Below are 13298 nucleotides of genomic sequence, written 5' to 3'. Positions count from 1 at the left end.
CACCATGAGCACCACCCCCGCCCCCGCAGCGACCGACACCACCGAGTTCGCCGGCAGGACCGCGCTGGTCACCGGCTCCGCCCCGGGCATCGGCCTGGCCACCGCCCGCCGTCTGGGCCGTGGCGGCGCCAAGGTCGTCATCGCCGACTTCAACGAGCAGGGTGCGAAGGAGGCCGCCGCGTCCCTCGTCGCCGAGGGCATCGAGGCCGCCGCCGTCGCCCTGGACGTGACGCGGGCCGCGTCCGTCGAGGCCGCGGTCGCGTTCGCCGTCGACACCTTCGGCGGGCTCGACCTGGCCGTGAACAACGCCGGCATCGGCGGCCCCAGCGCCCCCACGGGCACGTACGACATCGACGCCTACGACCGGGTGATCCGCACCAACCTGGACGGCGTCTTCTACTCGATGCGCTACGAGCTCCCCGTCATCGAGGCGGCCGGCCGGGGCGGCGCGATCGTGAACGTCGCGTCGATCCTCGGCTCGGTCGGCTTCGCGGGCTCCCCCGCGTACGTGGCGGCGAAGCACGGCGTCGTGGGCCTGACGAAGACGGCCGCGGCCGAGTACTCCGCCAAGGGCATCCGGGTCAACGCGGTGGGTCCCGGCTTCATCGACACCCCGCTGCTCCAGCAGATGGACCAGGCCGCCTACGACGGGCTGGTCGCGCTGCACCCGGCCGGCCGGCTGGGCCGCTCCGAGGAGGTCGCGGAGCTGATCGCGTTCCTGCTGTCGGACCGCGCCTCGTTCATCGCGGGCAGCTACCACCTGGTCGACGGCGCGTACACCGCCGTCTGATCCGCTCCCGCACCCGGGCCCCCGCGACGCTCCCATCCCGCGTCGCCGGGGGCCCTTCGCACGCCGTGCGCCCCGGGGAGTCATGGAACGGCCGCGGCTGGGCAGGCGTGGGTCTTGACCCATGCGGCAGGAGGGGCGCGGCATCGCGATGCAACAGCAGGCAGGACAGGTCACAGCCACCGGGGGACGGGCGCGCGAGTCGTACTTCGACAACGTGAAGTTCCTGACGATCGTGCTCGTCGCGTGCGGGCACGCCTGGGAACCCCTGACCTACGGCTCCCGTGCGGTGACCGCGCTCTATCTCACCGTGTACGCGTTCCACATGCCGGCGTTCGCGCTGGTCTCCGGCTACTTCTCGCGCAGTTTCGACATGGCGCCCCGGCGGCTGAAGCGGCTGCTCACCGGTGTGGTCGTGCCGTACGTGGTGTTCGAGGTGGCGTACACGCTGTTCTACCGGTGGGCGCAGGACGACCCCGGATATCCGATCAGCCTGCTGGACCCCTGGTACGTGATGTGGTTCCTGGCCGCGCTGTTCATCTGGCGTCTGTCCACGCCGCTCTGGCTCCAGCTGCGGCACCCGGTGCCGGTCGCGCTCGCCGTGGGCACGGCGGTGTCCATGTGGCCGGGCGCGGGCGGCGACCTGGCGCTGCAACGGGTCCTTCAGTTCCTGCCGTTCTTCGTGGTGGGCCTGGTGGTGCGGGCCGAGCACTTCTCGTGGCTGCGCACCTGGCGGTGCCGGCTGGCCGCCGTGCCGGTCGTACTCGTGGCCGTCGCGGTCGCGTATCGGGTGGCGCCCTGGTTCGACGCGGGCTGGTTCTACCACCGGGGCAGCGTGGTGGGACGCGGGGTGCCGGCGTGGGCGGGCCTGTGGGCGACGCCCGCCCTGTTCGTGCTCGCCCTCGTCCTCACCGCCTGCTTCCTGGCCTGGGTGCCGGGCCGCAGGCTGTGGTTCACGACGCTCGGCACCGGGACGATCTACGCCTACCTGCTGCACGGATTCGTCATCAAGGCCTCCCGGTTCGGCGACTGGTACGCCCACCCGTGGCTGCACCGCCCGCTGGGAGAGCTGGCCGTGACCGCGGCGGCCGTCGCACTGATCACCGTGCTCTGCACGGAGCCGGTGCGGCGGGTGTTCCGGCCCGTCGTCGAGCCCCGCATGGAGTGGGCGTTCCGCAAGCCGCGAGTCAAGAAGCCGCCCGTTCCGAAGACCCCGCGCGAGGAGGAGGTCACCTCATCCGGCGGGTGACGGACTGCGCCGAGGCGAGCAGGCAGTGCATGCGCTCGGTGAGCGCGCCCATGTCGTCGGCCGGGGTGTGGAAGGGGATGCGGACGTCGGCCTGGCCGCGCGTGCGCTCCAGACGCAGCGTCAGCCCGTGCCGGTCGACGGCCAGGGGCTGGACGCGGACGACGCCGTGCAGGCTGTCGGGGGCGATGAGCCGGGTCAGCTGTTCGACGGCCTCGGGGTGGGCCTCGGCGAGATGCGTGAGCAGGCGCGGCTCGGCGAGGGCGAGGGGGTCCGGGGTCGTCGCGGCGAGTTCCGCGAGGTCGATCCCGACGCGTTCGGACCGGGTCTGGAGGACGGCCCGCCCGGGGACCAGCCGCAACTCCTCGCCGTCGGGGACCAGCTCCCCGGAGAGCCAGAGCCGGGCGCGCACCCGGTCCCGTACCGGCACGGGGGCCGCGTCGGCGAACTCCAGCAGGGTCGTGGGCCGTCCGTGCGGGGCGCACAGCACGGCCGCGGCGAGCACACTGTCCGGCGGCGGGCTGATGCGCACCGTGCCGTCCTCCGCGGCGACGCGGTGGGCGCCGACGAGGTCGTCCTGCCCCACATCGGTGGTGACACCGCACGTCCACGCGGCGGCGAGCACGGAGCGCGCGCGGGCCGCGGCGGTGGGGACGGCGGCAGCGATCTGTCGGACACCCATCCGAACCTCCCTTAGGTAAGCCTCACCTAACTTAGCGGAGATCTTCGCCGAGGGTCCAGCCCGCCGCGCGGGGGCGGTGCGATTCCGACCGGTTCTGATCCCGTGCGCCACCGGCATGCGCCAACTCCACGCGAACGGGGGGTGAATATGCCGTCCGCGCCCGCCGTCCGGACCGGACGGGCATCATGCGGCGCATGGACGGTACCGCGCTCCTGCGGGAGCTCTTCACGCCCGACGAGTACGACGCGGTCCGCAGACACGCGGATCACCTGGGTGTGCCAGTCATCGAGTACGTGCGCCGCTCGGCCGCGGAACGGGCCCTGGAGCGGCTGCACCTGACCGAGGCCCTGGAGACACAGGACCTGCCGCTCGGCAAGGCGTCGGTCCCGCAGGTGGAGCGGGCCCGCTGCGGGGACGGGGTGTCCTCGCCGGCCCTGGAGCGCTTCCTCGACGCGCTGGCCCATCCGACCGACGACGACTGACCCGGTCGACGCCCGCACCCTCTCGTATACGTCGTGATCGGCCGGACCTCCGGACGCCACCACCTCACTTCGGCCGAGGCCGCTCGGACCGCCCGCATGGGGATCGGGTTCCGCGGGAATGTGCCCCGTTACCGACGGCGCGGACAGGGTCGTCACCGCGCCGGGGAACCGAGAGGGAAGGGGAGTGATCGTCATGCGTGCGTCGACGGACGTCCAGGGGCGTACGGCACGCGTGGAGTACCTGATGCCGCAGGGGTCGGCGGCGCCTCGGCTGGCCCGGCGGCTGACCCGGTCGTTCCTGGCCGGACACGGCGGCTGCCCGGTGGCAGACGCCGAGTTGGTGGTCTCGGAGCTGGTCACCAACGCCACCCGGGCGTCGGGCGGGTGCTGCCGGATGAGTCTGCGGATCGACGCGGACGAGGTGACGGTGGCGGTGCACGACGACGGTCCGGGGCTGCCCCGGCAGCGGACCGCGTCGCAGTCCGCCGAGTCGGGCCGGGGGATCACGCTGGTGCGGGCGCTGGCGCGGCACTGGAGCGTGGAGCCGCATCCGCAGGGCGGAAAGACGGTGCGGGCGGTCCTCGCGGCCTGCTGAGCACCGCCCGCGGTCGTCCTCCTCGCGCTCCTCGTGCCTCAGTGACCTCGTGCGATCCAGTCGTCGAGGTCGGGTGCCTCCGCACCGATCGTCGTGGTGTCCCCGTGTCCGGTGCGCACGACGGTCTCGGGCGGCAGGGTGAGCAGCCGCTCCCGGATCGAGTCGACGATCGTCGGGAAGTCGCTGAACGTACGGCCCGTCGCGCCGGGTCCGCCCTTGAAGAGGGTGTCGCCGGTGAAGACGGTGCCGAGCGCCGGCGCGTACAGGCTGACCGCGCCGTGGCAGTGTCCGGGCGTGTGCAGGACGGTCAGCTCGACGCCGGCGACGGTGAGGCGCTGCCCGTCGGCGAGTTCGGCGTCGGGGCCGCGGTCCGGGTGCGTGCGCTTCCACAGGTCGAGGTCGGCCGGGTGGAGCAGGATCGGCGCGCCGGTCCGGTCGGCCAGCGCGGGTGCGGCGTCGATGTGGTCGTCGTGCGCGTGGGTGCACACGATGGCGACCACCCGGCGGTCCCCGACGGCGGCGGCGATGGCGTCGGCGTCGTGCGCGGCGTCGATGACGACGACCTCCCGGTCGTCTCCGACGAGCCAGACGTTGTTGTCGACGTCCCAGGTGCCGCCGTCGAGGGAGAACGTCCCCGAGGTGACCAGGTGGTCGACGCGGGCGCCGGTGGCGTTGGCGTCGGTCATCAGAAGACCACCACCGAGCGCAGCACGTCGCCGTGGTGCATCCGCTCGAACGCCTTCTCGACGTCTTCGAGCGCGATGGTCTCGGTGACGAACGCGTCCAGGTCCAGGCGGCCCTGGCGGTAGAGGTCGATGAGCATGGGGAAGTCGCGCGAGGGCAGACAGTCCCCGTACCAGGACGACTTGAGCGCGCCGCCGCGGCCGAAGACGTCGAGCAGGGGCAGGTCGATGCGCATCTCGGGGGTGGGCACGCCGACGAGGACCACGGTGCCCGCGAGGTCACGGGCGTAGAAGGCCTGTTCGTAGGTCTCGGGGCGGCCGACGGCCTCGATGACGACGTCGGCGCCGAAACCGCCGGTCAGCTCGCGGATGGCCTCGACGGGGTCGCCGGTGCGCGAGTTGACGGTGTGCGTGGCGCCGAGCTTGCGGGCCGTCTCCAGCTTCTTGTCGTCGACGTCGACGGCGATGATCTTCGAGGCGCCGGCGAGCCGGGCGCCGACCACCGAGGCGTTGCCCACGCCGCCGCAGCCGATGACGGCGACGGAGTCACCGCGGCCGACCCCGCCGGTGTTGATGGCGGCGCCGATGCCGGCCATCACACCGCAGCCGAGCAGGCCCGCGGCGGCGGGCGAGGCGTCCGGGTCGACCTTGGTGCACTGCCCGGCGGCGACCAGGGTCTTCTCGGCGAACGCGCCGATGCCGAGGGCCGGGCTCAGCTCTGTGCCGTCGGCGAGGGTCATCTTCTGCTTGGCGTTGTGGGTGTCGAAGCAGTACTGGGGGCGGCCCCGCAGGCAGGCGCGGCACTGCCCGCACACGGCACGCCAGTTGAGGATGACGAAGTCACCGGGCTCGACCTCGGTCACCCCCTCCCCCACCGACTCGACGACGCCGGCCGCCTCGTGCCCGAGGAGGAACGGGAAGTCGTCGTTGATCCCGCCCTCCCGGTAGTGCAGATCGGTGTGGCAGACGCCGCACGCCTGGACCTTCACCACGGCCTCGCCCGGTCCGGGGTCCGGCACGGTGATCGTCTCGATCGTCACCGGGGCACCCTTCGCCCGTGCGATCACGCCCTGCACCTGCTGCGCCATGACGGTCAGCCTTCTTCCTCTTCGTGGTTCCCGCACACGTTCTTACGCCGTCCATCCTCGCCCATGATCACCATGCGGCACAGTTCCGGTGCGCGGGCACGGCCGTTCTAGGCTGCCCGGGTGCCCACTCCCAGCGCCGCCGCGTCCACCCTGCTGCCCGTCGACGCCACCCTGGCGGTGGTGCTCGTCGCGCTGTTGCTGGTGGCCGCGGCCGTCGCCGCCGTGTTCCGGCTCGCGCCGGACGCCTCCTGGCGCCGGGCGCGCGACATCGCGGTGGCGGGGGTGCGGGCGGCCGTGCAGCTGGGCGGGGTGTCGCTGGTGATCGGCTGGGTGGTGCAGCACGGCGCCGCGCTGCTCGGATTCGTGCTGCTGATGTTCGCGGTGGCGGCGCGCACGGCGGGCCGGCGCGTCACCGCGGGGCGCGGCTGGGCCTGGGCGGCGCTGCCGGTCGCGGTGCCGGTGGCGCCGGTCGTGGGCGTCCTGGTCGGCTGCGGACTCGTCCCGGTGCGCGGCATCGCGCTGATCCCGGTCACCGGCATCCTCATCGGCGGGGCGCTCACGGCGACGGTCCTGGCGGGGCGCCGCGCCCTCGACGAGCTGACGGCGCGCCGGGGTGAGGTGGAGGCGTGCCTGGCCATCGGCCTGCTCCCGCACGAGGCACGCCTGGAGATAGCCCGCCCGGCGGCGTCGGAGGCGCTGCTGCCGGGCCTCGACCAGACCCGCACGGTCGGCCTGGTCACGCTCCCCGGCGCGTTCGTCGGGATGCTGCTGGGCGGGGCGTCGCCGGTGATGGCGGGCGCCGTGCAGCTGTTCGTCCTGGTCGCCCTCATGGCGGTGCAGGCGATCGCGGTGGCGACGACGGTGGAGCTGGTCGCGCGGGGCCGCCTGCGCCGGCCGGCACCGGCGGGCGCCTAGCTCCGGGCGCGGAGCCGCCTCCGTCCGGTCCTGAGTACGCCGCCGCGTGCGGGTCAGACCGCCCCGTACTCGTGGGGGCGTCCGCCGCGCCACCGGATGGCCGGCGAGTCGCCGAGCACGAGCCGGTCGGCGTCGTCGAGACCGGCGCGCCGCAGGAACTCGATCACATCGGCGTCGCTGTGCGCGATCCCGAGCCGCACGGCGCCGACGGTGACCCGGCGGCCCCCCTGCGGCGCGGGCCGCTGCACGACGATCTCCGCGGTCCCGTCCGCCGGGCCGTCGCCGGTGTCACCGGCGTCCGCCCCCGTCATGAGCGGCCGGTCCCCTGCCGCGCCCGGCGCCGCAGCTCGGCCCGCGCCGCCGGGCCGAGCCGCTCGCCGGCCAGCACCCGGGAGAGGTGCAGCAGACGTCGCCGCAGGGCGGTACGGCCGGGCTCACGGGCGAGGCGTTCGTAGGTCTCGGTCCACTCCCGCTGGGTCTGGATCAGGTCATCGGTGACGGAGTTCCGCATACCTTCAATAGAGCACGTGTTCGAATTACCGTGCAAATGACGCAGCGGGTGCGTGGCGGACTAGGCCTGGCCCTGGGCCGTCCCCGGTGACTGCGGTGCCAGGCTGCGCAGCACGCAGAACTCGTTGCCCTCCGGGTCGGCCAGGACCACCCAGCTGCGGCCGTCGCCCTGGCCCACATCCGCCCGGGTGGCCCCGAGGCCGAGCAGCCGGGTCACCTCGGCCTCGGTGGTGCTGTCGATGGGGCTGACGTCGAGGTGGAGCCGGTTCTTGCCGGCCTTGTCCTCGGGTACCCGGAGGAACGCCACGGTGGGCGGCATCTGCCGCGCCCGCACCTCCTCGGCGGTCGGCTCCCAGGAGCCGATCTCGACCAGCCCCTCGCGCCGGTCGAGCACGTCGAAGCCGAGGACCGCGCACCAGAAGGCCGCGAGGCGCTCCGGGTCGTGACAGTCGACGGCGAGTTCGGTGAATCTGCTGGCCATGTCTCTCCTGGGTCGTTCGTCCGGAACCAGAGCAAGCAAGCACCGGCCGACCCGCGCGGCGCAAGACCGTTTCCCGAAGATCTGCGCCGTGGACCGAGTTCATCGCGGCCGGACCGACGCGCGGGACGGCGTACGCTCCGGATCATGTCTGTCTACGAGAACGTCCAGATCGCTTCGCTCCAGGGCGGCGACGCCGACCTCGCCCAGTACGAGGGCCGACCCGTCCTCGTCGTCAATGTCGCCTCGAAGTGCGGCCTCACGCCGCAGTACTCCGCGCTCGAAGAGCTCCAGAAGCGGTACGCGGGGCGCGGTTTCACCGTGCTCGGCGTGCCCTGCAACCAGTTCATGGGGCAGGAGCCCGGCAGCGCCGACGAGATCGCCGAGTTCTGCTCGGCCACGTACGGCGTGACCTTCCCGATGACCGAGAAGGTCGATGTCAACGGCGCCGACCGGCACCCGCTGTACGCGAACCTGGTGCCCGCCGCGGACGCCGAGGGGCACAGCGGCGACATCCGCTGGAACTTCGAGAAGTTCCTCGTCGGCCGGTCCGGTGAGGTCGTGGCCCGCTTCTCGCCGCAGACCGAGCCGGACGCGCCCGAGGTCGTCGCGGCCGTGGAGAAGGAACTCGCCGCCGCCTGACGCGCCCCCGGGCACGGCTGGGCCCGGACCGCGGCGCCGGCCTCAGCCGAAGGCCAGGACCCGCTCCAGGGCCGCCCGGCCCGCCGGCCCCCAGGTCGGTTTGCCGCCGGGCAGGCCCCGGTCGCCCGCGCGGCCGATGCCGATGAGACCCGCCGCGCGCAGCACGGCCCAGCCGCGTGCGCGGCGGACCGTCGCGTCGTCGGCGACCGCGTACGCGTCGAAGAACGCGGTGGCCTCGCCGTCGGGCAGCAGCAGCCAGGCGGCGCACAGGTCGGTGGCGGGGTCGCCCGCGCAGAGGTCGCCGAAGTCGATGACGCCCACGAGGGCGCCGTCGCGGACCACGATGTTGGCGGGGTGCAGGTCCGCGTGCAGCCAGCGGGGCGCGTCCTGCCAGGCGGGGGCGGCGAGCGCGTCGTCCCAGAGCGCGCGCAGCGCCGCCGCCCGGGCGCCCCGCGCGTCGACGTCGGCGCAGAGCTTCTCGAAGTCGACCGGGAGCGCGGCCAGCGGGACTCCGCGCCCGGGGTTGGCCGGGGCGTCGTGCGGCGCGGGGCCGGTGTGCAGCGCGCCGAGGAAGGCGGCCAGAATCTTCGGGTTCTCCGTGCCCGGCGCCAGCGGCTCCCGGTCGGCCGGTTCGCCCGGCACCCAGGTCGTGACCGTCCACGGCCTCGGGAAGCGGCGCGAGGGCTCGCCGGTCCGCAGCGGGCTCGGCACCGGGAGCGCGAAGCGCGGCGCGAGCCCGGGCAGCCAGCGCTGCTCGTTGCGGACGTGCCAGACGGCCTCCTCGCGGCAGGGCAGACGGACGACAAGCCCGTCCCCGATCCGCCACAGCTGGTGGTCCCAGCCCGTGGCGGCGTACCGGGGCCTGAGGTCCGCCAGGTCGGGGTGCTGGTCGCGCAGCAGGTCGCGGACCAGCGCTTCGTCGATGGTGATGTCCTCGGCCGCCCCGTGCGTCGCGCCGACGTCCGCCGCGTGTCCCTCGTGATCGCTCATGGGGCGGATGATCTCAGGTGGCGTTCTCCCCGTCGGCGGAGCCGAAGAACGCCCGGAGCGTGCGCAGCACCTGGTCCGTCAGATCCTCCTCGCCGGATGGGACGAGCCCGTACGTGCGGCGCAGGAAGCGTCGCAGGGGCGAGGTGTCGAACCGGACCACCGCGAGGCCCTGCGGCGCGCTCAGCTCCACGACGGTGTGCGAGCGGCCGCTCGGCCAGACGTGGACGTCGCCGGTCCCCGCGGGCTCGTGCAGTCCCTCGTCGAGGAGCGAGCGGGCGAAGGCCCAGGTCACCTCGGTTCCGGTGAGGGTGACCTCGGCCGGGAAGACCATGCTGATGGCCAGCGGGTCGGCCGACGCGTACCGCAGGGCGACGGTGAGGGGGCGGTCCGGTCCGAGGTTCCCGGCGGAGACGAGCCGGGCCCGGGTCGGTTGTTCCAGCGTGACGGGCAGGGTGGTCGACATGGCGGGCTCCCTCTCTGCTGCTGCGCTGCGACGCCCGGGTGCCGGTCCGACGCGGCGGCCGGGAGGCGCATGTCGGCGTATCGCAAAAAAGCGGCTGAGACCTGTGCCACTCACCTCCCCATCATCCGACAAAAGCCGCATAACGGTTCAGGTTCTTTGGGGCGCCTGGTCGAGCGGGCCCCGTCCGACCCGCCCGGACGGCAGAGCCTGCATGCGCCGCCCCACCCTTCGTTGCACCATGGCTGCATGCTCTTCGCCCGGCTCGCTCAGGTGTCCCAGGACGTCGCCGCCACCTCGGCTCGGACGCGGAAGATCGCGCTGCTCGCCGAGCTGTTCCGGGACGCCTCGCCCGATGACGTCCCCCTCGTCATCCCCTACCTGGCGGGGCACCTCCCGCAGGGGCGGCTCGGGATCGGCTGGCGGGTGCTCGGCGAGCCGGTCGCGCCCGCCGAACGGCCGCGGCTCACCGTGCGGGACGTGGACGCCGCGCTGAGCGCCGTCGGCGAGGTCTCCGGCACCGGTTCGCAGGCCGAGCGGAAGCGGCTGGTCGCGGAGCTGCTGGGCGCGGCCACCGCGGACGAGCAGCGCTACCTCGTCGGGCTGGTCACCGGCGAGGTGCGACAGGGCGCCCTGGACGCGGTGGCGATCGAAGGGCTCGCCCGGGCGACGGACGCGCCCCCGGCGGCCGTGCGGCGGGCGGTGATGCTCGCGGGCGGGCTGCAACCGGTGGCGCGGGCGCTGCTGGCCGACGGCCCCGGCGCGCTCGACGCGTTCCGGCTGACCGTGGGCCACCCGGTCCTGCCGATGCTGGCGCACAGCGCCCCGGCCGTCGGTGACGCGCTCGACAAGCTCGGGACCTGCGTGGTGGAGGAGAAGCTCGACGGGATCCGGGTCCAGGTGCACCGGGACGGGGACGACGTCCACGTGTACACCCGCACGCTCGACGACATCACCGAGCGCCTGCCCGAAGTGACGGCCGCGGTGCGGGAGTTCGCGGACGAGCGGTTCATCCTCGACGGCGAGGTCATCGCCCTCGACGACGCGGGACGGCCGCGCGCCTTCCAGGAGGTGGCCGGGCGGGTCGGATCGCGCGTCGACGTGGCCCGCGCCGCCGCGGCCCTCCCCCTCTCCCCCGTCTTCTTCGACGTGCTCTACGCGGACCCGCCGACCGGCCCGGAGCCGGCGACGCCCGACGGGGCGGCGGACGGCCCCGCCGGGTCGCAGGGGCCCGATCTGCTGGACCTGCCCTTCACCGAGCGGCACGCGCGCCTGGCGCGGCTGGTGCCCGAACCCCTGCGGGTGCGCCGGTACGTCGTCGAGGACGGCTCCGACGCACGGCAGCGCGCCGCCGCCGAGCGGTTCTTCGCCGACACCCTCGCCCGGGGGCACGAGGGCGTCGTCGTCAAGGAGGTGACCGCGCCGTACAGCGCGGGGCGGCGGGGCGCGTCCTGGCTGAAGGTGAAGCCGGTGCACACCCTCGACCTGGTGGTGCTCGCCGCCGAGTGGGGGCACGGGCGGCGCACCGGCAAGCTCTCCAACCTGCACCTGGGAGCGCGCCGCGACGACGGCTCGTACGCGATGCTCGGCAAGACGTTCAAGGGGCTCACGGACGTGCTGCTGGCCTGGCAGACCGAGCGGCTGCGGGAGCTGGCCGTGGAGGACGACGGCCACGTCGTCACCGTGCGGCCGGAGCTGGTCGTCGAGATCGCCTACGACGGGCTGCAACGCTCGACGCGCTATCCGGCGGGCGTCACGCTGCGGTTCGCGCGCGTCCTGCGCTACCGCGAGGACAAGACCGCCGAGCAGGCCGACACGGTCGACTCCGTGCTCGCCGCGCACCCGCACCTCCTCGCCGAGGGCACCGGCACCTGACCCTTTCTTTGCCAAAAGATGAGCCGTATAAGGTGACTGCGACACTGAAAGATGCATTCGCCAATTAATGGCCGCTCGGGTCGGCCCGAGCGGCCCGGCGCCACGATGCACGCACGGACAAGGGGAGAGACGTGCCCGCTTCACGGCTCAGCAGGACACCACTGCCAGGGATCGGCCATCGCTACGACCTGACCACCCGCGAACAGCGCCGGCTGTCGGTCGTCGCCCACCGGGACGGGGGCCGCACGCTGAGCGCATACCAGGCCGACGACCCGGACGCGTGCGCCCTCTCGATGAAACTGACCCCAAGTGAGGCGGCGTACCTCATCGACGCGCTGATGCCCTCGCACCACAGCCCGAACCTGCTGCACACCACCGATCTGGGGCTGGTCGCCGAGCGGATCGAGATACCGGGGGCCTCCCACTGGAACGGCCGGCTGCTCGGCGAGACGGCGATGCGCACCGAGACCGGCGCCTCCATCGTCGCCGTGCTGCGCCGCGCCGAGGCGATCCCGTCGCCGGCCCCGGACTTCCGGCTCGCGGGCGGGGACACCGTCATCGTGATCGGCACCCGTGAGGGCGTCGAGGCGGCGGCCGCGATCCTGGGGCGGGAGTGATCGGATGCATTCCGCTGTCTTCCTCATCGAGTTCGGTGCGATCATCCTGGCCCTCGGGCTGCTCGGCAGGCTCGCCGGCCGGCTGAGCTTCTCGCCGATCCCGCTCTACCTGCTGGCCGGTCTCGCGTTCGGCGAGGGCGGGCTGCTGCCGCTCGGCGCGAGCGAGGAGTTCGTGGAGATCGGCTCCGAGATCGGGGTCATCCTGCTGCTGTTGATGCTCGGGCTGGAGTACACGGCGAGCGACCTCGTCAACAACCTCAAGACGCAGTACCCGGCGGGACTCGTCGACATGACGTGCAACGCCCTGCCCGGCGCGGCCGCCGCGCTGCTCATGGGCTGGGGTCCGGTCGCGGCCGTGGTGCTCGCCGGTGTCACCTGGATCTCGTCGAGCGGCGTCATCGCGAAGGTGCTCGGCGACCTCGGGCGGCTCGGCAACCGCGAGACGCCGGTCATCCTGAGCATCCTCGTCCTCGAGGACCTGGCGATGGCCGTGTATCTGCCGATCATCACCGCCCTGCTGGCCGGAGTCGGCTGGGCGACCGGCGGTGTCACGCTCGCGATCGCGCTCGGCGCGGCGGGTCTCGTGCTGTTCGTCGCCGTGCGGTTCGGGCGGCAGATATCCCGGTTCGTGTCGAGCGACGACCCGGAGAAGCTGCTCCTGGTGGTGCTCGGTCTGACCATCCTCGTGGCCGGTATCGCCCAGCAGTTGCAGGTGTCGGCGGCCGTGGGCGCCTTCCTCGTCGGCATCGCGCTGTCCGGTGAGGTCGCCGAGGGCGCGCACCAGTTGCTGATGCCGCTGCGCGACCTGTTCGCCGCCGTCTTCTTCGTCTTCTTCGGTCTGCACACCGATCCGGCGAGCATCCCGCCGGTGCTGCTGCCCGCGCTGCTGCTGGCCGTGGTGACGGCCTGCACGAAGATCTTCACCGGGTACTGGGCCGCGCGGCGGGCCGGCATCTCGGTGAAGGGCCGGTGGCGGGCCGGCGGCGCGCTCGTGGCGCGCGGCGAGTTCTCCATCGTCATCGCCGGCCTCGCCGTGACGTCGGGCATCGAGCCCCGGCTGGGCCCGCTGGCGACGGCGTATGTGCTGATCCTCGTCATCGTGGGGCCGCTCACCGCCCGGTACACGCAGCCGCTCGCCCAGCGGCTCCTGCGGACGCGGACGCCGGAGCCGGTGGCCGTACCGGCGCCGCGCGGCGCCGAGGACAGTACGCAGATCGACGAGCAGATCCGCTGACACCGCGCACCCGC

General features: G+C 73.5%; 17 protein-coding genes. 9 read left to right on the top strand and 8 right to left on the bottom strand.

The features are described from left to right. The first annotated feature begins 4 nt into the window (after positions 1-4). Together ACIP5K_RS19610 and ACIP5K_RS19605 are read left to right on the top strand one after the other, a co-directional pair. Positions 5-790 carry an SDR family NAD(P)-dependent oxidoreductase gene (locus ACIP5K_RS19610; RefSeq protein WP_401411085.1) on the top strand — a complete coding sequence of 262 codons (786 nt, stop codon included), beginning with the start codon at positions 5-7 and terminating at the stop codon, positions 788-790. A 148-nt stretch (positions 791-938) separates the two neighbouring features. Further along, positions 939-2036 (top strand): acyltransferase family protein, encoded by a 1098-nt coding sequence (locus ACIP5K_RS19605; protein ID WP_401411083.1) that lies wholly within the window; start codon positions 939-941, stop codon positions 2034-2036. Here the strand turns inward: ACIP5K_RS19605 and ACIP5K_RS19600 are convergent. Next, the gene (locus ACIP5K_RS19600; protein WP_401411081.1) at positions 2017-2715 is read right to left on the bottom strand and encodes a DUF2470 domain-containing protein; all 699 of its coding nucleotides are present in this window, start codon (positions 2713-2715) and stop codon (positions 2017-2019) included. The two genes, ACIP5K_RS19605 and ACIP5K_RS19600, sit on opposite strands and share 20 nt — an antisense overlap. 194 nt (positions 2716-2909) lie before the next feature. On the opposite strand from ACIP5K_RS19600, the gene ACIP5K_RS19595 reads away from it, so the two are divergent. Both ACIP5K_RS19595 and ACIP5K_RS19590 read left to right on the top strand, forming a co-directional pair. Next, positions 2910-3197 (top strand): hypothetical protein, encoded by a 288-nt coding sequence (locus ACIP5K_RS19595; RefSeq protein ID WP_401411078.1) that lies wholly within the window; start codon positions 2910-2912, stop codon positions 3195-3197. 193 nt (positions 3198-3390) lie between these two features. Continuing rightward, positions 3391-3792, top strand: a complete 402-nt coding sequence (locus tag ACIP5K_RS19590) for an ATP-binding protein (protein ID WP_401411076.1) — start codon at positions 3391-3393, stop codon at positions 3790-3792. Positions 3793-3830: 38 nt separating this feature from the next. On the opposite strand, the gene ACIP5K_RS19585 is transcribed toward ACIP5K_RS19590, so the two are convergent. Both ACIP5K_RS19585 and ACIP5K_RS19580 read right to left on the bottom strand, forming a co-directional pair. Next, on the bottom strand, positions 3831-4478 hold the full coding sequence (locus tag ACIP5K_RS19585) for an MBL fold metallo-hydrolase (protein ID WP_401411074.1): 648 nt from the start codon (positions 4476-4478) through the stop codon (positions 3831-3833). Further along, entirely contained in the window at positions 4478-5563 is a 1086-nt protein-coding gene (locus tag ACIP5K_RS19580; protein WP_401411072.1) for an S-(hydroxymethyl)mycothiol dehydrogenase, read from the bottom strand. Before ACIP5K_RS19580 ends, ACIP5K_RS19585 begins: the two co-directional genes overlap by 1 nt. 120 nt (positions 5564-5683) lie before the next feature. On the opposite strand from ACIP5K_RS19580, the gene ACIP5K_RS19575 reads away from it, so the two are divergent. Next, positions 5684-6478 carry an ABC transporter permease gene (locus tag ACIP5K_RS19575; RefSeq protein ID WP_401411070.1) on the top strand — a complete coding sequence of 265 codons (795 nt, stop codon included), beginning with the start codon at positions 5684-5686 and terminating at the stop codon, positions 6476-6478. Between the two features lie 53 nt (positions 6479-6531). On the opposite strand, the gene ACIP5K_RS19570 is transcribed toward ACIP5K_RS19575, so the two are convergent. From ACIP5K_RS19570 to ACIP5K_RS19560, 3 genes are read right to left on the bottom strand one after another with little or no spacing between them, the layout of a single operon-like run. Beyond that, entirely contained in the window at positions 6532-6789 is a 258-nt protein-coding gene (locus ACIP5K_RS19570) for a hypothetical protein (protein WP_401411069.1), read from the bottom strand. Next, a complete protein-coding gene (locus tag ACIP5K_RS19565) occupies positions 6786-6989 on the bottom strand; it encodes a hypothetical protein (protein ID WP_401411067.1) in 204 nt (67 codons plus the stop codon). Before ACIP5K_RS19565 ends, ACIP5K_RS19570 begins: the two co-directional genes overlap by 4 nt. Before the next feature lie 60 nt (positions 6990-7049). Next, on the bottom strand, positions 7050-7469 hold the full coding sequence (locus ACIP5K_RS19560; RefSeq protein WP_401411065.1) for a VOC family protein: 420 nt from the start codon (positions 7467-7469) through the stop codon (positions 7050-7052). A 144-nt stretch (positions 7470-7613) separates the two neighbouring features. Between ACIP5K_RS19560 and ACIP5K_RS19555 the strand changes: the two genes are divergently transcribed. Continuing rightward, on the top strand, positions 7614-8108 hold the full coding sequence (locus tag ACIP5K_RS19555) for a glutathione peroxidase (RefSeq protein ID WP_401411063.1): 495 nt from the start codon (positions 7614-7616) through the stop codon (positions 8106-8108). 42 nt (positions 8109-8150) lie between these two features. On the opposite strand, the gene ACIP5K_RS19550 is transcribed toward ACIP5K_RS19555, so the two are convergent. Beyond that, a complete protein-coding gene (locus tag ACIP5K_RS19550) occupies positions 8151-9098 on the bottom strand; it encodes an aminoglycoside phosphotransferase family protein (protein ID WP_401411061.1) in 948 nt (315 codons plus the stop codon). A gap of 13 nt (positions 9099-9111) precedes the next feature. Continuing rightward, positions 9112-9561, bottom strand: coding sequence for an SsgA family sporulation/cell division regulator (locus tag ACIP5K_RS19545; RefSeq protein WP_401411059.1), 450 nt, complete (start codon positions 9559-9561; stop codon positions 9112-9114). 246 nt (positions 9562-9807) lie between these two features. Here ACIP5K_RS19545 and ACIP5K_RS19540 point away from each other — a divergent pair, with 246 nt between their 5' ends. From ACIP5K_RS19540 to ACIP5K_RS19530, 3 genes are all read left to right on the top strand, one after another. Then, positions 9808-11433 carry an ATP-dependent DNA ligase gene (locus tag ACIP5K_RS19540; RefSeq protein ID WP_401411057.1) on the top strand — a complete coding sequence of 542 codons (1626 nt, stop codon included), beginning with the start codon at positions 9808-9810 and terminating at the stop codon, positions 11431-11433. A 131-nt stretch (positions 11434-11564) separates the two neighbouring features. Continuing rightward, entirely contained in the window at positions 11565-12050 is a 486-nt protein-coding gene (locus tag ACIP5K_RS19535) for a cation:proton antiporter regulatory subunit (RefSeq protein ID WP_401411055.1), read from the top strand. A 4-nt stretch (positions 12051-12054) separates the two neighbouring features. Beyond that, positions 12055-13284: a cation:proton antiporter gene (locus tag ACIP5K_RS19530; RefSeq protein WP_401411054.1), complete on the top strand. Its 1230-nt coding sequence runs from the start codon at positions 12055-12057 to the stop codon at positions 13282-13284. Positions 13285-13298 lie beyond the last annotated feature (14 nt).

Source organism: Streptomyces sp. NPDC088785 (assembly GCF_044750685.1).
In the GTDB taxonomy this organism is placed as follows: Bacteria; Actinomycetota; Actinomycetes; order Streptomycetales; family Streptomycetaceae; genus Streptomyces.
The sequence above is the reverse complement of the archived record's forward strand: the minus strand, read 5'-3'. Positions and strand labels throughout refer to the sequence as shown.